The sequence below is a fragment of the Spirosoma koreense genome, assembly GCF_054777875.1.
Genome location: NZ_BAAHAC010000013.1, coordinates 40649 through 64113, shown reverse-complemented (window position 1 = coordinate 64113; position 23465 = coordinate 40649). Strand labels below are relative to the sequence as shown.

Sequence of the window (23465 nt, the reverse complement as noted above, 5' to 3'; positions counted from 1 at the left end):
TTGGGCTAACAAACAGGTCAACATGAATGGATGCGTTGTTTTTGGGTGGCTCCTCCTGCTAGTGTGCCTGTCCGCGTCCGCCGGGCAGGCACAATCCACGGTGCTTTACTTCGACGAACCTCCCAAAGAGACGCTGGGCCGCAACCGGAATCAACTAACCATCAATCGATTCTTTACCGACCGCGACGAATTTCTCTGGTTCGTTGGCGGCAGTGGCCTGAACAGGTACGACGGCCATGAGATCGTAACGGTACACTCTGATCCGGCGAATTTGAACTCCCTCTCCTCGGCGCGGGTGGCGGATATGATTCAGGACGAGCGAGGCACGTTCTGGATAACCACCCGCGACGGGGGCCTGAATGCCTACAATCAGCGAACCGGCAACGTGGCCCATTTTCGACACCTGCCCACCAACAAAACCAGTTTATCGTCGGATAAGCTTCGGTTTCTTCAACGCGATGAATCTGGTTATCTCTGGATCGGCAGCGATTATGGCATGAATCGGTTCGACCCCAAAACAGGCAGCGCTGTCCGTTTCTTGCCCAAACCAGGCGAGGCAGGGCAGTTGCAGGGCAACCCGCTGTCGCCCATTCTGGTGGCACCCAGTTATGTTTATGTTTGTACAACAGCTGGTTTCGAGCAGTTTGACCGAACCAGTAACCGTTGGCGGTGCTTTCCGACTGTAAACAAATCAGGGGTGCCCGTCATCAACGCTACCGATGGCCTCAATGTAATTAACGGCCTCTGCAAAGATCGTCGGGGCCTGATCTGGATGGGTGTCCCGGACCAAACCGGGCTTCGGGTTTTTGACCCCAAAACCGGGCAAATCAATTGGTTCGATGGTCGAACGGCCGATGGCAAACCCATTCCGTTTCCAAATGTGATTCTGGAAGATCGGGCGGGGCGGCTTTGGCTTTGCTGCGATAACGACATCTTCCGCATTTCAGCCGACCGGACCGTCGTGGAGCATTGCACACCCGTAGCCATCAGCAATGGGGAACAACTCAAGGAGTTTGTAACCCTCTACGAAGATGGACAGGGGTTAATCTGGCTGGAGCGAGCGAGCGACAAAAATCCGCTTTTTTTCGACCCCCGCCAGGAACGCCACCCCAACATTCCACTGCCCAAATTGAGCAACTCCGCCGGTGCCGTTCCGACCCGGCCTGGATTGGCCCGACCCGTAACGGAATCCCTCATGCCCGACTCGGAAGGCTTCCTTTGGATCAGTACCGATCTGGGCCTGATTCGCTATAATCCGGTCCAGAATGAGATGAAGGTTGTCTTAAAACAAGCCCTCACCTATTTCACCCTCACGCTGCCAGGTTCGACCCGAACCGACTACGATCCATACCTGCTGGTTGGTGCGGAGGCTGGCCTGTTCGTATACAACAAAAAAACGAGCCAGCTCATACCCGTCCGTTTAGATAAGGCCGGGAGTAAGACGATCCCGAACGCCATCGCTTCAGTTATTGACCGGGATGGTGACCTTTGGATTTCGACCTGGGGGCAGGGGCTTTTCCGCATTCCGAAGGGCAGCTTATCGGTTGAGACGGGGCTGGTGAATACGTATGAACAGTGGAAAAACGATCCCACCAACGCCAACAGTTTACTCTCGAACACGCTCCAGAAAATTGCGGTCGATGCCCACAACACGGTGTGGGTGTGCGGAGCCGCTCATGGGCTTAGTCGGGTAAACAAACGAACCCGGCAAGTGCAGCGGTTTGTACTCCGGCAAGGCGACCCCTACGGACTGGCCAGCAACTACACCTTTGCGCCCGTGATTGATAAGCAAGGTGATGTGTGGATAACGAGTGGATATTCGGCTCCCTTACAGAAGCTTTCGGTCAAAACAGGACGATTCAAAAAATATAGTGCAGCAGACGGGTTCACGGACGATTATTTTGCCCACGCTACCCTCGACAGATCCGGCAAAATCTGGTTCAACCAGAATCAGGTGGTATCCTGTATCGACCCCCTTACGGAGCGCGTAACCACGTTTCCGCAGTTTGTAGGCAACTCGGCTTACTCCACGCCCATTACCGCACTGGCCACTACCGGCGAGATTTACTTCGGTTGCCAGAACAACTTACGGCGGTTTGGGCCAAACGATACCATCCACATCATTCCTAAAGCCTCATCACCGCTGCGACTGGTGGGCGTTTCCAGCTTCGACACCGACGGCGCGCAAACCATGCGACCCATGCCCCCGGATCGCTGGCGAACCAATGAACTGGCACTGTCGCACCGGGAAAACACCCTAGAACTAAAATTTGCGCTGCTGGATTACCGCAACACCAGCAGTCGTGCCTATGCCTATTCCCTGACCGGGCCGAATGACGAGCCACAATGGGTGAACATTGGCCTGAAAAACACCGTCGATTTTGCCCAGATGAAGCCGGGAACGTACCTGTTCCACCTGAAAGCCCGCAATAGCGACGGAATCTGGACAAATCTGGCGCCCCTCCGCATACACATCAGCCCACCCTGGTGGCAAAGTCTTTGGGCCTATTCGGCTTATGCGCTGCTGATGCTACTCGGCTTTTGGTACTTATTGAAGGTCCGTCTGCGTGAACAGGCCCGCGAACTGGCCCTGCAGGAAGCCGTCGTCATTAAACACCAGCGCGACGAGATTGCTCAGAAAAACGCCCAGAACGAACTCCTGCTGAAAGAGATCCACCACCGGGTCAAGAATAATCTGGAAGTGGTGTCGAGTTTGCTGGCCTTGCAATCGGCTAAAGTTACTGACCCCAACGTACAGGAAGCCATACAGGCCAGTCAAAACCGGGTGCAGAGTATGGGCATCATCCACCAGAAACTCTACCAGGGCAAGCAGTTAGGAGCTATCGAAATGTGCGATTATTTTCACAATCTAGGCGAAAGCATTCTCGATTCATTCGATGCGGCCGGTCGTATCACCATCGTCTGTTCGATGCCCGAACTGGTACTGGATATTGACACGGCGGTTTCCATAGGTCTGATAACGAATGAGTTAATCACGAACTCGCTTAAATATGCATTTATCGGTAAGGACAGTGGCACCATTCGCATCAGCCTGACGCGGATGGGCGACGATTCGTTGCTATTGATGGTAGCCGACAATGGTATCGGTAAACAGCCTGTGGAAGCCATCAAAGAAACGGGCTTCGGCACCCAGTTGGTGGAACTGCTTACCCGCCAGCTCGATGGTGTGCTGACCTACGAAAACCAGCATGGGACGTTGGTCAAACTCCGCTTCAACCGGCCAGCCATTACCTAAGTCCAGTCAAAATCAGAACCCTGTCTTCGACCGTTTGCTTCTCTGGCAACCAATTTCCGGCTTTCGATTGGGGTCGTTTTTGTTCTGTAACGGACCTGTTGATTCCCGTACCTTTTCGTCTCCTCCTGCTGGCCGTTTCCGACCACTAAAAAGGTGGCTTAACTGGTCAAATTTCTACACAATTCACTAGTATATAGTAGTTTAGATTATTTCTAGAAGCTATAAAAAAACGTCCATAGAAACGTCGGTCAAATCAATAGGGATCCACCGTGCCATCGACGTGTGACCGGCTCAGTAAGCTAGCCAAGCTAGCCGAAGATAACCTACCGATTGTACTTTAAAAGCCATTCCTAACACCAAGCAGGAAGCAGGCCAACCAAAAAACCAGTCGAGGTGAATTTTCAGACAAGTAGGGATTGGTCAGCCGGGCCGTCAACTTGGGCTAAAATCGTATTGACCCATTAGCTTGGGATTGATACGTTCAAGTTGCTGGCACCACTTGTTCATACTGGCCTCTGGATACCGCCAGCCTCAGCCCGTCAGGCAGTTGAATGGTTTTGACTTGCCGGGCCGGACCTTTCGTCAGTCACAGAATATGGCATGGGTTGACTAAAAACGATTTATGGATTCGTAAGAAGCCGGTTCGTGTTTGCATCCTCCGCAGGGTACTGGTCAGCATCAGACGCTGACCCGTTCGCGGATGAACGATCGTGTAGTTGCCGGCACCTTGTCGGTAAAGTACCTGGCTCAGCGCCATCGGAGCAAGACCCGGTAATTTTAGCGTATCAGGCTTTGTCATGGAGCAAATTGATTTAAAAGTACTGTTCCTAAAACAGCCTCCTCAGCGGGTAGCTCTTAGCCCACCCGCTGAGGAGGCTGTTTTAGGAACACCAGGGGATTCAAAGACCCGTTGATGTAACACGCTTGTTTGCGAAACTCAGCCATAAGCCAATCAGTAGCTGCCAATCAATCAGCGTCCGATAAATACCGGAAGATTTTTAACCCCGCGCCCACATTGGCAACCAACACCAATGTTGATCCATCCTGCCGACGAATGCGTGTTATGGCTTTCGCTTCTTTATCGGCCAAAAGCCCGCTGGTTGGTCTGACTGTAAAGCTCCCTTTTCCGTTGCCTACCAGTAGGGTCCCTTTCGATGCATCGTGCCAGCCGCCGATGGTTTCAGACGCGTAAGAGTTACCAATAAGCAGGGCATCCATATGCCCATCCTGGTTGAAATCACCTGGCAGAATGTCCATTACTGGAGCAAACTGTACCTCCTCGGGAAGCTGATGCCGTTTGAAGCCCTGACCTGTATTTTCGAAGTATAGGGTCTGGAATTCGGTGCTGCTGAGATGATAGGCGGCCTGGAGTTCCTCACTCGTAAACGACTTCTCAACGGTAGCTCTGGCGTATGAGTTGAAATCAGGGAATCGTCGTTTCATGGATGGGATTTGAAACGTCAGTAAGTCGCGGGGGGCTCGCAGCCACCGCTGGTTGTTCATATAATGAGTTAGTACAGGGTCGATATGGCCGTTTTTATCAAAATCGGCGGCATACAGTTCAAGGGGCTTATCAGGTGAGGCTTTATATTTGGTGTTTAGCCCCAGGTTACCGGCCATTAGGTCCATATCGCCGTCTTTGTCGAAATCGTCAGTAACGAGGGTGTTCCACCAGCCATTGGTCTGTGCGACGGACTGATTGAACGTATGCCTGAATGGCTCGGTGGTGAATTGGTTTCCATGATTATTTTTCAACACCGTAATGGGCATCCATTCGCCACAGAGTGCGAGATCCTCCCAGCCATCGCGATCAAAATCGGCCCAGACAGCCGACGTGACCAGACCAATTGCCTGAAATTCAGGAGCTAGCTGAGCTGTTGCATCAACGAAATGACCGTTTTCGTTTTTCAGCAAATAGCTTTTAACCGGCATGGGATAACTTCCCGGATTGAGTCGCCCACCCCGAAATAGGTCGAGGTCACCGTCATGGTCTATATCGCAGGCAAGCACGCACGAACCACTGATGGCTATTGGAGGCAGGGCTTGTTGGTTCAGCTCAAAGTTGCCATTGCCTTTGTTTAGGTAAAGCCGGTCCTGATAAGCCGTCGATGCCCCTTCGGCATGACTTCCCCCACTAACAACGTACAGATCGGAGTCGCCATCGTTATCGGCATCGAAAAACAAGGCACCGGTATCTTCCTGATTGGCCTGTTTGGGCAGCTCCGACTTTCGGAAACGTCCGTTTTGCTGTTGCCAGTAGAGGTAGCTTTTCTGACCAAAATCCGCCCCGATAAAGACATCCTCCAACCCATCGCCATTAGCATCGGCGACCGCCATGGGTGGACCATTCTGAGAATGCTTATGGGGCAGTAAAGGCGTTCGGGCAAAGTCGTTGAACTCACTTTCGACATGCACATAATCCAACCCGATTTCAGTAGCCGATATCTCCTGAAAAGTTGGTTGGGAAGAAGACTTTCGGGGAGTATACGTGCCTGTAGGTCGATACGCAACATGAATCAGCTGGTTTGGCGTAACGTTTTTCAAAACCTGATACCGACCATCATTCCAGATCACCTCCGCTGAATCGATGATCGACTTTTTCCCTAGCCCAAAATGAAGATAAGGCTCCACCGATGACACATAGCCTCGGGTTGGGTTAAATTCAGCGGTTTGTGCCTTACCACCGTAATAGAGGTTAACCTTTGTGCCCTGCGCCGGATTCCGGTCGAAAGCAAGTCGAAGCCACGCATTCTTTTCATCGGCCTGCTCCTCTTTTTTCGGCTGCTCCAGCGTGTTCTCATAGACAAAGGCTTCGTCGTCAATGGCATTGATTACAATGTCCAGGTCGCCATCGTTGTCCAGATCGGCGTAGGCAGCTCCGTTGGAGAAGTTTGGCGCATCGAATCCCCATTGTTCCGATACGTCTTCAAACGTTAAACTTCCCTCATTTCCCCGATTTCGGTAGCAGAAGTCAGGCAGTTTTACCTCGGGTAGCGTCTTAAGCTGTTGATAGGCTTTGGCATTTTTCTGTTGCCTATCGCCGAAACCGCCCGCGTGTAGATCGGCCAGATAGGCCGTAAAATCCAGGTTTGTTACATCTCGACGGTAGCCGTTGGTAATCAGCAGATCCCGATAGCCGTCATTATCGAAATCAGCAAAAAGCGGTGCCCAGCTCCAATCCGTTTTGTCAACACCCGCCAACTGGGAGATTTCAGAAAAAAGGGAGGAAGGCGATGAACCTCGGTTCCCTCCATCCTCCCTCTTGTCTCCTTCCTCCTTTCCTCCCCTATTTAACTGCAACGTATTGCGCATGAACTGGGGTTGGTAGCCCATCTGTAAATCCATGCGAAACCGGTCGTAGTTATAGCCCGGCACCATCATTTTTTGCCGCTCGTTGGTATTCGGCAGCATGTCAACCACCATAATATCGGGCAGCAGATCATTGTTAAAATCGGCAATATCGACCCCCATCGCGTTGTGCGTCTGATGGTTGAGGTAGTCGGCTGAGTGGTTGGTAAATGTGCCGTCCTGATTATTCACCCAGATCAGGTCGTTGGACAAAAAATCGTTGGAACAATACACATCTTCCCAGCCATCCCCATTCAGGTCACTGATAGCAATACCCAGCCCATAGCCTTCGGTCAAGATGCCAGCCTGGCGCGTTACGTTGGTAAAAACAGGATGACCGGCTGGGCCCTTACCCTCATTCCGGTACAATCTATCGTTGGAAGGAGCCTCGCCATTCACCCGTTTGGGGCGGAGGGCGTTGCGGTTCTGGCGGTCGAGGGCATTGGTGAGTACATAGGCATCCAGGTCGCCATCGTGGTCATAATCAAAAAAAGCGGTTTGGGTGCTGTAGCCCATATCGTTCAGGCCATAGGCCCGAGCCATTTCCCGAAATTGGACAGGCTTCCCCTTCGCTCGTGTTTGATTGACGAACAGCAGGTTAGCCCGTCGGGTCGTGTCTTGATCGAAACCGGCTACACTCACGTAAATATCCTGCCAGCCGTCCTGATTAATGTCGACCACCGTTACGCCCGTACACCACGCCTTTGTGGTGACTCCCGCCTGTTGGGTTGCGTCGTCAAACTGAAGCTGCGTTTCGGGCGTGTTTCCCCTGTTGAGATATAACCGACAGGAAACCTGATTTCCGGTGAAGAAAACGTCCTGGAAACCATCGTTATTAAAGTCGCCGATGCCCACGCCACCCCCATTATAGAGGTATTCGAACTGTAATACGTTCAGCGAGTCGGATTCCTGTATCCGGTTGGCAAAGGTGATACCGGTTTGCGACGAACTGAGTCGATTGAATAATTTGTGGGCTGATGGCTTACGGGCGGTGGTCCACACCAGAGAAGCCAACACCGGAACCAGTAGTAGAAGAAATGGACGCATCGGTAACGCTTATAAAGACCCTCGCTGAATGAACTGCATCGGAATACGAACGCTTTGCTTTCGGTTTTGACCGATGATATCGCTCAGGCTTCGCCCAATTGCCGACACATCCGTTTTAATCACCGAAATGCCTCCTGCTACTACGGCCTTGTACCGGGCATCGTTGAAGGAAACAATGCCTACATCCTGTCCCAGAACCATTCGGTTGCGGTTGGCTTCCTGAATGGTGGTTACCAGCGCATCCTCATCAAAGAGCAAATAGGCCGATCCTTTCTGAAGCGGAGCTTCCTCGACCGAATCCAGTACCCGACCCTCCAGGCCGTATGTTTCAGTAAATCCAAAAAAGGCACTGTACCAATCCGCAGCAATGTACTCGTTATCTGTCGTGACAAAATTCAGTTTTTTGTATTTCCGGAACAGGAATGCGTTTTGCTCCAGCACACTCCTGAGCTGGTCTCCGCTGCCCACACATACCGACGCACAGTTTCGTGGATGGGCCGTACTGGAGCCATCCAGCAGGATAAGCCGTTCCATCGGAATCTTCTTCAAGACCTTTTTCAGTTCGTCGGTTTCAGCCAGGTGATGCGGCATCAGAACGAAATAATGGTAATTACCCGCCTGATTTTCGAGGCTATCATAGAGGTACTTACGTTGGTACTCGTAGGCATAAATGTCTACTTTATAGTCTTTTCCAAGCTGGGCGCTGACGGCGTTAACAATAGCCCGGTTGCTCTCGTTGAGCTGACCCGTCAGAAACAAAACCCGTTTCAAGGTCTTGCCGCTGGCAATAAAAAAACCTTTGCGGTATAGGGATGTGATATAGCCGCTCTTCAATAAGTTGCAATAGGCCTTCTCGACCGTAGCGCGGGCCAGGTAATATTCGGCGCTGGTTTCGTTAATGGACGGCAATCGGTCGCCGGGTTTAAAAGCCCCGACCTCTATTTGGGATATGATTCCGTTAACGATCTGCAAAAATTTGGGCGTTTTCTCTTTATCGTCAATGCGCAGAAAGCCCGCTCGTTTAACAGTGGTTTCCCCAATCATATGTTTTCCGGTTTGAGTTCTGTCATGTCCAGTCAATGTTCAATCGCCGTACTACGGGTAGAAAAATGAGCTGGAAAACAGAACGAAGGTAGCTGGTGGCCGAAAGAGCGAGTTGGATGTTTTGTGCAAAAACTTGGACGTTAGTTGCACAACAGGCTCATTTTGAAGCGATTTTCAAGAATATAGCCCGAAAACAGCGTTTCCGGGCTATATGAATTTAAACCTAATACTATCATGCCTGCTAATAGCCCGGGTTCTGGACTACGTTCGGGTTCAGGTTCGTTTCAATGTCGGGAATCGGGTAATACAGATTCTTGACAGTGAACGACACATCGGTGCGGGCCGAACTCCAGTCCCAGCTACTGAGGTTGATCTTGCCACCCAGATGCCAGCGACGCAGGTCGAGCCAGCGGGCGCCTTCTTCACCCGCCAGTTCGCGGAAGCGTTCATTCATAACCCAGTCGGAAATTTTAGCTTTGTCGGTTTCGGTCGTAGCGAAATTGGCCGGTACGGTACCGCCTTTCACCGTTTCACGGGCGCGGGTGCGCACCTGGTTGATGAGCGCAATGGCATCGGACGTTGACCCACCCGACTCCAGAAGAGCCTCGGCTTTCAGGAGCAACACATCGGCATAGCGAAGAATACGGGGATTGTTGACCGAGGCTACTCCCGACTGCGATTTCTGATCGCCCGTATGCCAGTACTTATAAAACTGGAGTGTCTTCGGATCGAAAGTCGAGGTAATGCGGGGGTCGCCCGTTTCAAAGGCACTGGCTAGTTTTTTTGTGGCGATAAAAGGAGCTTTACCGCTCAACTGCGGGGAGTTTTCGTACCAGCCCCAGAACGTCGACGTGGAACCTACCCCATTTCGCTGGAAGTCGTTAGCAAGCCAGACGTTATCAAAATCGGGCTGAGACGCCTGAAACTCAAACAGCGATTCGGCGTTGTTCTCTGTTTTTACATCAAAATTATCGTTGAAATTCGGGACCAGGCTCACGCCCGTTATCTTGTTAAAAGCCGCAATGGCTGCAGTATAGTCGGCTGCGGCTTTCTTCACCGATCCCCGAAAGACCAGCGCTTTCCCCAATAAACCGTTGGCGGAATTACTGGTTACCCGGCCCCGGTTTCCGGCATCCCAGGTGGCAGGCAGCAACGAAGCGGCATCGGTCAGGTCCTTAATGGACTGATCCAGCAGGTCGGTATCTTTTGAACTGGGTGGCGTGATTTTATCGGCCGATTGAATACGCTCCGTAACGAGCGGGGCCGTTCCGTAGTAGTTCCAGAGGAGAAAATTGGTGTAAGCTCGCAAAAAGAGAGCTTCGCCCCGCAGACTGTTTTTCAGATTGGCCGTTTTGATTACCCCTTTTTCTTCGTCTAGCTTCTGTATAGCGATATTAGCCCGGTTAACAAGTTGATAGGCAATCCGGTAAAAATTCCGGCTATCATCGGTTGACGGTTGTAAGGTTCCGAATATTTCGAATGCGTAGGTACCTGTCGAGGTAATGTCATCGCCGGGCAGTTGCCAGAAGCCCTGCATGGGCGAACCCGCGTTAAACCAATAGAAATCCGTCAACTTTGCATAAACCCCCAGAATGGTCTTATTGTAATCGTTCTCCTCGGTGAAGTACGATGCTTCTGTGGGCGTAAGAGGTTGCAGGTCAAGATTTTTTTCGCTGCAACTAGCGTAAAACAGGGCCGTAAAAACGACCGTCAGCAAAAGGAATATCGAGTATTTTTTCATGTTCAGGAGTTAGAAAGAAGCAGAAACACCCATCGTAATGGAACGTACCGGCGGAATCAGGTCGGTGCCACCCCGGTCGATATCTTCCGGGTCGGGACCCGTCCAGGGCGTAATCACAAACAGGTTGGTCGCTCCCACATACGCCCGCAGGCCATTAATAAAGCCCAGCGAACGCGTTACCGACGAAGGAAGCGTATAGCCGAGTTGTACGTTCTTCAGGCGTAAAAAGGCGGCACTTTCCACAAAGCGGTCGGAGAAGCGGTTGTTGTTGGCCGGGTCCGAACGCACCGCTCGCGGCATGGTGGTCGATGGATTCTGGGGAGTCCAGCGGTTCAATGTGGTTGTCCACTGGTTGGTGCCGGTGCTGCTCATGTTTTCGCCCGCTGCCCGCCAGCCATTGTAGCGGTAGATATCCCCTACCCCCTGGAAGAAGATCGACAAATCGAAGTTTTTGTAACTGCCACCCAGATTAAAGCCATAGTAATAGCCCGGAATCGTGCTGCCCAGAAAGGTACGGTCGTTGGTATTGATTTTACCGTCGGGGGTTGGTGAAACCGTTTGTCCGGCTTCGGTCGGGTTGCCGTAAACATCCTTAAAGTACATATCGCCCGGCGCAAAGTTGTTGTTATTGGTGGCGTCGCTGTATTTAGCTTTCCAGGCGTCGATCTCGGCCTGGTTCTGAAAAATGCCCCCTTTCTCATAGCCCCAGAGGTAGTTCATGGGCTGACCCACTTCAATACGCCCAAATTCGTTGCCGAAGGGTAAGTTCTGGAAGGTCGACTCAACCCGGTTTTTCACCGTAGTCAGGTTTCCTGAGAGAGTATACCGGAAGTCTTTACCTACCGAACCATTATACCCCAGTTGAAACTCCATGCCGCTGTTCCGAACGGAAGCGATGTTCAGAATGGGCTGGTTCTGGTTTCCCACGCTGGCCGCTAAGTTGGCCGCCTGCAAAATGCCGGACGTTAAGCGGTTGTAGTATTCGATCGTAGCGGTCAATTTGCCTTTAAAAAATGAGCCGTCAACGCCCAGGCTGGTTGTTTTACCGATTTCCCAGGTCAGGTTTTGCACCGGAAAATCGGGCAGCGAGACGCCATTCAGCAGGGTTCCAATGCCGTTTCCGTTCCCCGAACCAAGGGCATAGTCGGGCGCATCGGAGATAAGGGACAGGTAAGCGAACGAACGGGTTTCCTGATTACCCAGCTTGCCCCAGCCGCCCCGGATTTTCAGATCGTCGACGAACGTAGCCGATTTCATAAACGGTTCAGCGCTAATTCGCCAGGCTGCCGAAACCGCCGGGAACGTACCCCATTTGTAGCCGGGGGCAAATCGGGAAGCCCCATCCCGCCGAACGGTAGCATCCAGGTAATACCGGCTTGCATAATTGTAACTCACCCGGCCCAGATACCCCTGCAGCGCGTTGATTTCACGGAAGGAGCTTGCGTTGGTGTAGGGCTGTACGTTCGTCAGGCTGCGAAACTCCGGTTGTGAAAACTGAATCTGCGAGGCACCGCCCTGTAAAAACTCATACACATACCGCTGATCCATCGCATTGGCCAGCAGGTCGATGTGGTGGTCGCCATAGGCATGGGTATAGTTGATACTGAACTCTTTCACAATGTTCGAGTTGCGCGTGTGCCGCTCGCCATACGTGCCTTTCGACGTGCCATCGCCCACCGTATAGGGATTACCCGGATTTTGCAGGAACAAATAGTTTTCGGTGGCCGTCCAGTCGTTTCGGCGGTTGTAATACCAGTCAGCACTGAGCGTCCCTTTAAATTTCAGGCCGGTTATTGGTTCTACCTGAAGGTAGGCCGTTCCCATATTACGCAGTAACGTATAGGTCCGGTCGGTGGTAGCCGCAACGCCGTAGATGTTATTGTTGGTTTCGGGGCCCCACAGCAGAGTTGTAGCATCAATGACCTTAGGCGGAATAGCCGGCAAATACAGCGGGCGCGAGGCAACGTCCGAGCCTAAATCCGGATTCGGCTTAAACGTCACATTGACCGCAGGCGCATAACCCTGCGGGCCATTCGGATCATAAATAGCCTGCCAGGGCGAGGTGTCGGCGGCATATTGCAAAGCAGCCGGCGTTTTATCGACAGCCTCTGAATAGGCAAGCCGGTAGGTAAGCCCCGCCGAAACGTACTTCGAAACCTTCGTATCGAGATTGGTTGCCATCGAATACCGTTTCAGGTTATTGAAAATCAATGGGCCTTCCGTATTGGTGAATCCACCCGACACATAATAGCGGGTCGCATCGTTGCCACCCGATATCCGAAGACTGTAATCGGTGTTGGGTGCATTTTTATTCAGCAGGGGCGTTTGCCAGTCCGTGGTGGGCCGATTGCCTAAATAAGCGGCATTGGCCGGATCGAACTGAACGGGCAGATTTTTGGCTTCGTTCGGATTATTGGCATAAGCCTCCCGGTATAAGGCGGTGAACTGGTTCACGTCCAGCATCTTCAGCGTTTTTGTCACGTTCTGGATACTGTGCGAAATCGACACATCGACCTTAGGCGTGCCTTTAACGCCTTTTTTGGTCGTAATCAGCACGACACCATTGGCAGCACGCACCCCATAGATTGCCGCTGCCGACGCGTCTTTCAGAACAGACATCGACTCAATGTCGTTGGGGTTGATCATCGACAGCACGTTTACATTTCCCCGGATGTCGCGCGTAATAGAGCCCGACGCGTTGTCTGAACCGGAACCGTATTCCGTTAAGGGGATACCATCCACAACATACAGCGGCTCGGCATTCCCGAACGTACTCACCCCCCGAATCCGAACCTGTGGCCGGGCCAGCGGGCTACCACCGGGGGTAGATACATACACGCCCGCCATCCGGCCCTGCATAGCTAGTTCGGGAGCCTGCGCAATACTTTTGCTGATCTCTTTGGACGATACCGTCGAGATAGCGCCCGTCAGGTCTTTCTTTTCCCGGGAACCGTAGCCAATCACCACCACCTCGCTCAGCGAACCTTCTTCAGCGGTCAGGGAGATAGTATAGTCGCTGGCGTTGGTAATGGGCACTTCTTTCCGAAGATAGCCAACGAAAGAAACCACAAATCGCTGGGCCGAAGTCGGGGCAGACAGGCTAAAATTACCATTCGCATCGCTGGTGGTTCCCTGCACGGAACCTGCCAAAACAATGTTGGCCCCCGGCAGAGGCATGTTATTGCCCGCGTCGAGTATTTTACCTTTCAGCGTACGGCTTTGGGCGAATGCCCCGCCAAAAAACAGGAGCAGCACCACTACCGTAAGCAGTGTTCGGGGGCTCGGGTAAAGTCGATTCATAGTAAACTAAAGTCAAAATTTTATGTTTCAGCGTTTAAAATTGGTACCTTTAGAAGATGCCTTTGTCCTATTCTGTCATAGGTATGTCAGCGTTGAAACGGATACTTTTTCTGCTTTTGGTAGGGTTACGAGCCTATGGCCAGGTTGCGTTTGAGCATCTGACAACGGCCGACGGACTTTCGCAAAGCACAGTCTGGAACATCGTGCAGGACAAAAAGGGCTTCATCTGGATGGCGACCTCCGATGGCCTGAACCGCTATGATGGCTACAGCTTTACGGTTTTCAGAAACCAACCCGGTCAACCAGCCAGCCTGCCCATCAGCAACATTGCTGCGGTTTATGCCGACAGCCACAATACCATCTGGGTGGGTCCGCGCAACAACGGCCTTAGCCGACTTCGGGAGGATGGGGAAACCTTTGAGCATTTTCAGCTTGATGCCGGAAACGGGCAGACCGAGCAGGTCAGCATCAGTTGTTTTGCCGAAGTAGATCGTCGATTATGGATAGGTGCGCCCGATCAGGGCTTGTTTTATTATGATTACGCCAGGAAACAGGTTGGCCGGTGGAAAGATCCACGTATCGGCACGTCGGTAACGGCTTTATATCGCGATAAGCAGGACGTGCTCTGGATGGGCACCAACGAGGGAAAGCTACTGGCTTTTTCTCCGAAGACGGGAAGTATAACAACCCACGCAATCCCATTCCCGACCAACGTAGAAGCCCATCACCGGGTAATAAATGTTATCAAAAAAGACCATCAGGGTCGATTCTGGATCGGTACCCATGGCGAAGGGCTTTTTGAGTTTGACCCGGAGCAAAAGACGTTTCGGCGGGAGTTAATTAGCCCTAAAGCCTATGAAACGGTTAATGTTATTACTGATGTAGTGGACGATAAGGCCGGTAACTTATGGGTTTTTACCGATTTTGGAGCCTGGTTTTATCCGCAGGGCGATCGCGCCAACCGGCAGTACCTTCTGCCGGACAGTGAGAATGAACACAGCCTGAGTACGCACGCCCTGAAAAAAGCACTTTGCGATGCCACCGGTAATCTCTGGATTGGCACCTGGCAGGGCGGGGTCAACATTGTATATGCGCAACCCGAACGGTTTAGTTCGTTCCGGCATCAGCCTTATAACCCCCAAAGCTTACTGACCGACCGGGTAACGGCCGTGACGCTCGATGGCCAGGGACAGCTCTGGGCGAGCTCAACGAAAGGATTGACCGTGATTTCGGCCAACCGGAAGCAGTTTCAACGGTATACAATGGCCAACTCAGCCCTGGCCGCCAATGACATCAACACCTTGTTTACAACGCCCAAAGGCAACGTACTGATCAGCACCTGGACGGCTGGCTTTTGCCTGTATGATCCTGTGAGACGGCTGTTTAAACCGTTTTTATTGCCAGGGAAAAGTAAGTCGGTTAAAGCCTTTGCAACGGCAGCCTCGGGCAAAATCTGGATTGGCACCCACGAGCGGGAACTCTATCTGTTCGATGAGCAAACCAACCAGCTACAACGGGTCAACGCCGAACCGCTGGCAGGTTTTTTTCAGAAACTGGACCTCAATACACTTTGTGAAGACGCAACCGGGAACCTCTGGATTGGCACTTACAATTCGGGCTTGTTGCGCTGGAAGCCCAATACGGGCCAAATCCGCCATTTCACGCGGGGAGGCACCGGAACACTGGGCAGTAACAGTATCACGACCATGTACGAAGATAGCCAGAAACGACTCTGGATCGGTACAAATGGCAGTGGGTTGCAGAAATTTAATGCGCAAACCGAGCAGTTTAGCTCCTTCACAACCAAAGATGGGCTGGCCAACAACTACATCGCGGGCATTAGCGAAGACCAGAGCCATAACCTCTGGCTCTCGACCAATGGCGGGATTTCCTGTGTTAACCCGGCCACGAACGTAGTTGAAAATTACGACCAGAGCGACGGCCTGATTGGAAAAGAATTTTTACCCGATGCCAGTGCTCAACTTCCTTCTGGCGAGTTGGCTTTCGGGAATATGCAGGGCTTGGTTTTGTTCCAGCCCGAGCGGGTGCGGCAGAAAACAGCCCCGCCCAACGTCTATCTGTCGGACCTGAAATTATTCAATCGGCCGGTTAGCCCAACCGAAAAAGACGCGCCAACAAAAATCAGCCTGACCGATGCTACCAGCCTGATTTTCCAACCGTTTCAATCGGTATTTACGATTGATTTTACGGCCCTCTCGTTCCTGCCCCACCGAAACATCAAGTACGCTTATCAACTGGTAGGCTTTGACACTGACTGGAACTACGTGGGTTCGCAACGGTCGGCACCGTATAGTAACCTACACGAAGGTGAGTATACGTTTCTGGTCAAAGCCGCTATTGGCAACAGCGCCTGGAGTCTGCCCAGAGCGATTCAGATAACCGTTCTGCCGCCCTGGTATCGTACCTGGTGGGCGTATGTGCTGTATGCTTGTCTGTTTCTGCTCGCGCTGTATGCCCTGCGTCGGATTATCCTGATTCGGGAGCGATTCAAAGCCGACCTACGTATCAAGCAACTTGAAACCGATACGATCAAGGCGCTGGACGATGCCAAAACCAGTTTTTTTACCAATATCTCCCACGAGTTCCGAACGCCCCTGACACTGATTCTAACGCCCCTGGATAAGCTAATTGCCGAACCCACCTTCAATGACCGGCTTCAACACCAGTTCCAGACTATTCAGCGGAATGCCCAGCGCCTGTTGCGCCTGATCAATCAACTGCTGGATTTATCAAAACTGGAAAACCAGAGTCTGCAACCCGATATTAGCCGGAACGACATCGTTCCGTTTGTGGAGCGAATTGTCCAGAACTTCGATGAACTGGCCGAAAGCAAACGCATTGCCCTGATTTTTAAGACGAACTTCGATGCATTCGATGGCTATTTTGACCCCGACATCGTCGAAAAAGTTGTGTATAACCTGCTGTCGAACGCGTTGAAGTTCACGGCCTCGGGCGGAGAGGTCCGCGTGTCTCTGACCATTGACCCTGCCGAAAAAAATGCATTACTGACGGTTAAAGACACGGGTATTGGCTTATCGGACGAAGCACAGGCGCATATATTTGAGCGGTTTTACCAGGCGAATGACCAGCCCGCCCAGAAAAAAACGGGGAGCGGCATCGGTCTGGCACTCACCCGCGAACTGGTCGAACTGCACCGGGGGCACATTACCGTAGAGAGCACCGAAAACGTAGGCACGGCTTTTTCGGTACACTTGCCCCTCCATGAAAAGGCCTTCCCCGTCGAGTGGCTCTCACAGCCAGCCGATTACGCAACCGAGTCAGCGCAGCCCATTCTGCCTATGATGGTTGCCGAACAGGTCGTTTCGCTGCCCCGAAAATCCCTCCCTATTTTGCTGGTGGTAGAAGACAACGAGGAGCTACGGCAGTATCTCAAAGAAAGTTTCGCTTCCACCTATCATGTGCTAACGGCCGCCAATGGACATCAGGCTATTTCGATGGCACAAAAGCACATTCCCGATTTGATCCTGTCGGACTGGCTCATGCCCGTTCAGGCCGGGCCCGAAATGGACGGCACCGAACTTTGTCAGGCGATTCGTACGAACGAAAAAACCAGCCATATTCCGTTCCTGCTCCTGACTTCCCGGTCGGCCAATCAGAGTCAGATCAATGCGTTCGGGACAGGTATCGACGATTACATGACCAAGCCGTTTAACCTGGCTATCCTGGAAACGAAGGTGAAAAGTCTGATTCAGAACCGCCAGTTACTCCGCGAGAAATGGAGTAAAAAGTTACTGGCCTCTCCATCTGAATTTCAGCTTCCGCCTATGGAAGAGCAGTTTATTCAGAAGGCGATTGGCATCATCGAAGCACACATCGACGACGCCAACTTCGACGCCGAACGGCTCGAAGAAGCCATGAACATGAGCCGCATGCAGTTTTACCGCAAGCTGAAAAGCATCGTCAATATGTCGGGTACGGAGTTTATCCGGCAGGTGCGGCTAAAACGAGCGGTTCAATTGCTGGAAAGCGGACATTACAACGTATCGGAAGTGGCCTGGCAGGTTGGCTTCAACGACCCGGCTTATTTCAGTCGTTGTTTCAAGAAAGAGTTCGGCAAAGCCCCGCAGGAGTATCTGGCGAGGGTTTGATTGCTTATTGGGCCTCTTGGGAACCGTTAGAGCCTCTACAGGGTGGTGTCAGTTTCTTAAAACGGACCAAGTAGGTTTCTTAAAACCTACTGGATATGCTTGTAACTAACGTGAATAATGGATATACCCCGAAGTTATCAACTAATTGTCAGCTATTTATAGTATCATTTTTTGTCATCCCGACGCCAGGAGGGATCTTCGGTAAATAACCCGTTGCCGAAGATCCCTCCTGGCGTCGGGATGACAAAAAACTAGTATAATTCTACTCGTAAATCTCCCATAATTCACGTTAATTAAACAAGGTTTTGAGAAACCTCACTTGCCAGTTTTAAGAAACTGACACCACCTCAATCCATGACAAGGCCTAGTATAGTATAGCCCTGTTTTCACAATTCTCTCACTATTTCAAGGTACTCAAATACTCGACCAGATCGACCAGTTCGTGTTTCGACAGGGCTTCGCTGAACGAGGGCATCATGGACTGGGGTGTCTGCGTTTTCGACTGAATATCGGCCTTCCGTATCGTTTGCGTTAACCCACCGGGCAGTTTCAGAACTACTTCATCCGTAGATTCACTGCCGATCAACCCCATAAGCTGCCCCCCATCGCGAGTTTTAATCTGGTTGGTTTCATACCCATGATTAATGCCTTCGTCGGGATACAAGATGGCCCGAAACAAGCCTTCTCTCGGCAGTTTAGCCCCAATTTTTGATAGTTCAGGGCCAAACAGAGCCCCCGATTGTGCTACCCGATGGCAGGTCTGGCAGTTCTCCGCAAAAACGATTTTACCTTTACTCGCCACGCCTTTTTCATACACAAGCAAATAAACCGGAGGCAGCACCTCGCCATTTTTACCGGCTGGTTTGGGCAGAAACTCGGCCGCTTCGCGCTTGATCTCGTTCCGGAAGGCACCAAACAATACACTGCTGGCGGCCGGTTTCAGAACATCGGGAAAGGTTTTTTTCCTGACCTCATCCAGCAAAAACCGCTCTCCTACCCAGCTGCTGCCTAACAGGCGGGTGGCGGTTTTACGGAGTTCGACGGGGCGGTGTTCATCCAGCATAACCTCGGCCAGCAACGTCAGCACATCAGGACTCCCATTGCCTTTGAGGGCCGTCATAATGGGCAGGGCGGTTGAATCGTCTTTCATCTGGCTACGTATGTAGTCTTTCCCCCCAAACTTCCACAGCAACTGCATGGCTTCCACGCCGGTTTGTTGGGTGGCGCAACAGCAGACCAAATTCAGTAACTGGCTGCGTTTGTCGGTTAGTTTAAACTTGTCGACCAGCCGAACGTAACTTTCTGTTTGTCCGGCGGTAGCCAGGGCCGTTTCGAGTGCCCGATTTAGGGCCGGTGTCCGCACAACCGTTTCGCCATCCATATGCTCCAGCGCCAACTGCTGAACGGCAGGCCGGGTATCCGTCAGGAGAGTGGTCAGCACTTCGTTTTTTGTAGCCGATGTATGAAAATCAAAAGCCCGAAAATACCGTGCTGTCTCGTCAACATTCTGGGTTTGCCGGATCAGTTGCACCAGCATGGGCATGGCTTTTGCCGAACGGGAACGCCAGACAATGTCGCGACCCGCCGGACTATTCCAGGTACTGCCTACCCTGCGAAGCCAGGCCGCCAGACAGGCATCGGCATTCAGGTCGGAGCCAATACCGAGTGCCTCCAGATACCAACGATCCTGCCCTGTGTACTGCATGGCCAGGGTAGCCCATGATTCGGCGGCTTCGGTTGTTTTAAGGAATCGAAGCGCAATGGCCCATTCACGCCGAACCTCTGGGGCGGGGTCATTCGCCAGCTGCGCACAGGCCGAAAACGGAAAAGGAACTTGTTGCCGGGCGGCTCGCAGCGCCGTCATGCGAATGTCAGGGTTAGAATTACGAAGGGCCGTAGCGATGTGTGTCGTTGCGTTGCCGTCCAGCCTGGCGAGTAGCCACAAAGCGCGGGCTTGCCAGACCGGGTTGGCCGATTGATACAGTTTTTGCAAAGCAGGCTCAGCCGAGTGTCCCGATTTCAATAAACTTACCCAGGCTTTCCGGCGAGCAGCCCAGTTGGGGCTTTTCAAGGCGTTAGTGGCGGCTTCGGGTGTATCGAGACGATAGGCTGGCGAACGATAAGCGCGGTTGTTGCCATAACTGACGCGGTAAATCCGGCCTTTGTTGGCATCGGCCGCCGTGCCACCGCCAATGCCGGGATCGTACCAGTCGGCCACCAGCACCGACCCATCGGGGGCTACGGCCACATCGACGGGTCGGAACCATTGTTCGCTACTTTTCAACACGTTCTGAATCGTAGCCTGATAGCCTGCACCGGCTTTTTTGGTTATATACGACCGGACAACATTGTGCAGTGCTTCGGCATGAATGGGCTGATTTCGATACAAGGGCGGAAACTGATTGCCTTCGTAAAAACAAAAGCCCGCTGGCGAGCCTGCTCCGGTAATGAGCACATTGGGCACAACGCCGGGATCGTTCTGATGCCAGTGGCGTTCGGGAATGGTTTTTTCGAGATTGGTGCGAGAGGTTGTCCAGGCGGCCCCGGTCATTTCATCACTGAAGCCATAGTTGCCGTACTCCATGACATAATTGATGCGGACCGATTCATTTCCATCGTCATCATTGTCAGTTACCCAGAGATCCCCGTACGAGTCCAGCGTTGGTTCGTAGTGATTCCGAAAATTGTGGGCAATGGTTTCCAGCTCGCTCCCATCGGGGTTGCACCGCAGAATCAAGCCATTCCGATAGGGGTTTCCTTTGCCATTGACCGGGTTCCCGGCCTTGTCCAGTACCGCTTTTCCGTGTTTGTCCAGCACCTCCCCGCCATGATTGCCCATCGAAAAGTACAGCTTACCATCGGGTCCCCAGAACGGAGCGTGAATGCCGTGGTCCCGTTGACCGAACCCCGAGAACAGCGTATCCACCCGGTCGGCATGGTCGTCGTGGTTCGTGTCGAAGAGGGCCAGCAGATAAGGCGCCTGAGCAACAATTACCCGATCTTCGGCCAGCAAAAGCCCCATCGGTGCTTTCATGCCCGGATGTTCAAAGAAAACCGTTCGCTTGTCGGCCCGGCCATCGCCGTTCACATCCTCCAGAATAACGATTTTATCTCCCTTCCGATCAAATTCGGCGGGGGCCACATCATAATTGTGCGACTCCGTTACCCAAACCCGCCCGCGTTCGTCGACTTCCATGTTCGTCGGATTCGTCACCAACGGTTCGGCGGCAAACTGCTGCACCACAAATCCGTTGGGTACGTGCATCGTTGCCAGCGCCAACCGCGGATCGTGCGGTTCGGGCAGTACGTTGACAAACCCGGATACCAGCGATACAACAGCTACTGAGGCAAGGAATAACCTTCTATTCATGTTAACACTGTTCATTACTTTAACATCACCTCGCCCGTTTTCATATCCATCAGCACCGTCGATCCCTGAGCGAGCGGCACCCGAATCGACTTCCCGTTTTTCAACTGAATGGTCCGGGTACCTCCTTCTTTGGTGTGCAAGAGTAGTAAACCCGAGTTGGCGTAGGTGAAGTCGTTCTTTTCATTGTAAATATGGCAACCCGCCTGCCTGAAAATTTCCCGGAAGCCATCGGTCCCATTGAGCGGCAGACCACAGAAAACAGTCGTAAACCCGTTGCCCTGTTTACGGGCGATGATCGGCTGATGGGTGCCCTCCAACTCAGCCACTGGCTGAGCCGTTTTATCATTCACCACCACCAACGGCTCAACGGGACCGCTAAATTTGTAGGTGTAATCCGGTTTCAGAAACTTAACAACCGGCGCTTTATTGGCCGTGGTCCGTTCCAGTTGTAACCCCGACAGCGATTTTACGAAGTTCAGGTCCAGCCGCTCGCCGTTGGTGTAGCCCGTCAGGTAATTCCAGATCAGGGTTCGCCCGTTTTTAGCGACTTTCTCCTGAATGAATTTCCGCTGAGTATCGGTAAGTTTGTAGACGTTCATAAACACTATGGCCTTGTACTGATCAAGATTAACCCGGTCGAGGTCGAAATCATACACCTGATCGCCCACCGTTCCTGAGCGCATGGCCTGCTCAATGGAATGGTCGAGGACGTTTACCGTAATGGGCAGCGGAGCCGATTTCAGGTAATAAAACACATCCTGACTCCAGACATACAGTACGTCGGCTTCGGATTGGTAAGGCACCGTCAGGCGTTGTTCGAACAGTGCTTTCTCGGCTTTCATAGCGGCCAGGTAGTTCGGATCATCCCACCAGCCGAAGCCTTTCTGTGGACCGAAATCATAGAACCAGAAGCCAATGCCCCGCATGAGTGGCAGTAGCGCACATCGTTTCATGATGTTGGCGTAGGTCGTATCGTAGCGCGATGTATAGCGGATATTCTCGAAATCATTTTTGAACAGATAGCCATTGTCAATTTCATCGAACCAGAGTTTTCCATGCAGGAGTGTCGATTCGATAATACCCCGTGAATTACCCGAACCACCCGCCTTCCGACTATCGGGCCAATACGTCTGGGGCGCCGACAGGTAGTCGATATAAGGACTGTCGAGCACCTGTTTGATGAATAAATGGCCGCCCACCGTTTGCCGGTTGAAGGTCATGTGCAGGTAGCCATAAAAAATACCGGTGATGATGGGCCGGGGCCAGGTGTCTTTGACCAGTTTACAGAAATAGATGGCGTCGTCGGCTACTACCTGCTGCTGGGCTGTAAAGTAGTCGATGGTGCGCTGCTCCTGCGTGGGGTTTTTAAAAAAGCCATCCTGCGTTTTTAGCCGCTCGGCGGTGTTAGGCACGGTGGCATTATCGAGCGTAACGCTGGTGGACTGCCAGGCTTTTTGCAGGTTTTTTGTGGTTTTGTATTTATGGGTGAGCCAGCTATGAAAGTAGGTCGTCATGGCCGGGCTGGTGTCAGGATCATGGTCAATAAAGCCCCAATAATGCCACTCGCCGTAGATGCCGCCCGCTACGTGCATACCGATGACGGCATTCCCCTCCGGCGTTTTCGACAGTTTCTGACAGAGTTCCACCAGTTTCTGACCTGACTCCTGCTTCCATTTGGCCGACGCCAGACTCGCCCGCAGGGCGGCATGAATGTCGTGTTCTTCGTTATGAAAAGGCGGCCCCGCTTTCAGGGTCGTATCGACGGGCGTATCGGCAAATTGGGTGCATTCATCGGGGTGGGCTTTGTTCCACCAGAAAGGCGCGTTCACATGAATACGGATGACAACACCGGCTTCGGGGCACTGGTCGAGTACACCCCGAACCTGTCGTTGCGCTTTCCGGATGTCGAGCGTATCGACTTGCTGGTGCCAGATATCTTCGAGCCACAGATCGACCTGAAACAGTCGAAAACCGATCTGACAAAAATTATTGATATTTCGGGCGGGCACTTCTTCCCACGACCAGCGTCCGCCGTAAGCATGGGTCAGTGCATAAAAGGCCGGTGCCTGAGGGGTTCCGTTCACAAAAAGCGTGGGCCGCCCATTCAATGGCTTTACTTCCGCCGATTTAGGCGGTTGGGCCTGGAGAAACGAGCCACTTAGCCAGAGGATTATGTATAAAACGAACTTCATTGATATAGCGGAAGCAAAACGAGAAGTATCGGGCGTG

Annotated in this window: 9 protein-coding genes; 2 read left to right on the top strand and 7 right to left on the bottom strand. The window is 52.3% G+C overall.

The window, feature by feature from the left end:
- Positions 1–22: 22 nt before the first annotated feature.
- Entirely contained in the window at positions 23–3256 is a 3234-nt protein-coding gene (locus tag ACYVC2_RS12155) for a histidine kinase dimerization/phosphoacceptor domain -containing protein (protein ID WP_461102699.1), read from the top strand.
- A gap of 586 nt (positions 3257–3842) precedes the next feature.
- Here ACYVC2_RS12155 and ACYVC2_RS12150 read toward each other — a convergent pair.
- The 5 genes from ACYVC2_RS12150 to ACYVC2_RS12130 form a co-directional block, all read right to left on the bottom strand.
- Positions 3843–4055 (bottom strand): LytTR family transcriptional regulator DNA-binding domain-containing protein, encoded by a 213-nt coding sequence (locus ACYVC2_RS12150; RefSeq protein WP_461102698.1) that lies wholly within the window; start codon positions 4053–4055, stop codon positions 3843–3845.
- A gap of 167 nt (positions 4056–4222) precedes the next feature.
- A complete protein-coding gene (locus ACYVC2_RS12145) occupies positions 4223–7651 on the bottom strand; it encodes a VCBS repeat-containing protein (protein WP_461102697.1) in 3429 nt (1142 codons plus the stop codon).
- A 9-nt stretch (positions 7652–7660) separates the two neighbouring features.
- Entirely contained in the window at positions 7661–8695 is a 1035-nt protein-coding gene (locus ACYVC2_RS12140) for a GntR family transcriptional regulator (RefSeq protein WP_461102696.1), read from the bottom strand.
- 241 nt (positions 8696–8936) lie between these two features.
- The gene (locus tag ACYVC2_RS12135; RefSeq protein ID WP_461102695.1) at positions 8937–10436 is read right to left on the bottom strand and encodes a RagB/SusD family nutrient uptake outer membrane protein; all 1500 of its coding nucleotides are present in this window, start codon (positions 10434–10436) and stop codon (positions 8937–8939) included.
- Positions 10437–10445: 9 nt separating this feature from the next.
- A complete protein-coding gene (locus ACYVC2_RS12130; RefSeq protein ID WP_461102694.1) occupies positions 10446–13736 on the bottom strand; it encodes a SusC/RagA family TonB-linked outer membrane protein in 3291 nt (1096 codons plus the stop codon).
- Between the two features lie 92 nt (positions 13737–13828).
- Here ACYVC2_RS12130 and ACYVC2_RS12125 point away from each other — a divergent pair, with 92 nt between their 5' ends.
- Positions 13829–17866 (top strand): two-component regulator propeller domain-containing protein, encoded by a 4038-nt coding sequence (locus tag ACYVC2_RS12125; RefSeq protein WP_461102693.1) that lies wholly within the window; start codon positions 13829–13831, stop codon positions 17864–17866.
- 400 nt (positions 17867–18266) lie between these two features.
- Here the strand turns inward: ACYVC2_RS12125 and ACYVC2_RS12120 are convergent, their stop codons facing one another.
- Positions 18267–21236, bottom strand: coding sequence for a PVC-type heme-binding CxxCH protein (locus tag ACYVC2_RS12120; protein WP_461102692.1), 2970 nt, complete (start codon positions 21234–21236; stop codon positions 18267–18269).
- Positions 21237–21250: 14 nt separating this feature from the next.
- On the bottom strand, positions 21251–23428 hold the full coding sequence (locus tag ACYVC2_RS12115) for a hypothetical protein (protein WP_461102691.1): 2178 nt from the start codon (positions 23426–23428) through the stop codon (positions 21251–21253).
- Positions 23429–23465 lie beyond the last annotated feature (37 nt).

Coding starts and splice junctions, on each gene's coding strand:
- ACYVC2_RS12130 (WP_461102694.1), bottom strand. CDS start 13,736: ATGAATCGACTTTACCCGAGCCCCCGAACACTGCTTACGGTAGTGGTG.
- ACYVC2_RS12140 (WP_461102696.1), bottom strand. CDS start 8,695: ATGATTGGGGAAACCACTGTTAAACGAGCGGGCTTTCTGCGCATTGAC.
- ACYVC2_RS12115 (WP_461102691.1), bottom strand. CDS start 23,428: ATGAAGTTCGTTTTATACATAATCCTCTGGCTAAGTGGCTCGTTTCTC.
- ACYVC2_RS12155 (WP_461102699.1), top strand. CDS start 23: ATGAATGGATGCGTTGTTTTTGGGTGGCTCCTCCTGCTAGTGTGCCTG.
- ACYVC2_RS12120 (WP_461102692.1), bottom strand. CDS start 21,236: ATGAATAGAAGGTTATTCCTTGCCTCAGTAGCTGTTGTATCGCTGGTA.
- ACYVC2_RS12135 (WP_461102695.1), bottom strand. CDS start 10,436: ATGAAAAAATACTCGATATTCCTTTTGCTGACGGTCGTTTTTACGGCC.
- ACYVC2_RS12150 (WP_461102698.1), bottom strand. CDS start 4,055: ATGACAAAGCCTGATACGCTAAAATTACCGGGTCTTGCTCCGATGGCG.
- ACYVC2_RS12145 (WP_461102697.1), bottom strand. CDS start 7,651: ATGCGTCCATTTCTTCTACTACTGGTTCCGGTGTTGGCTTCTCTGGTG.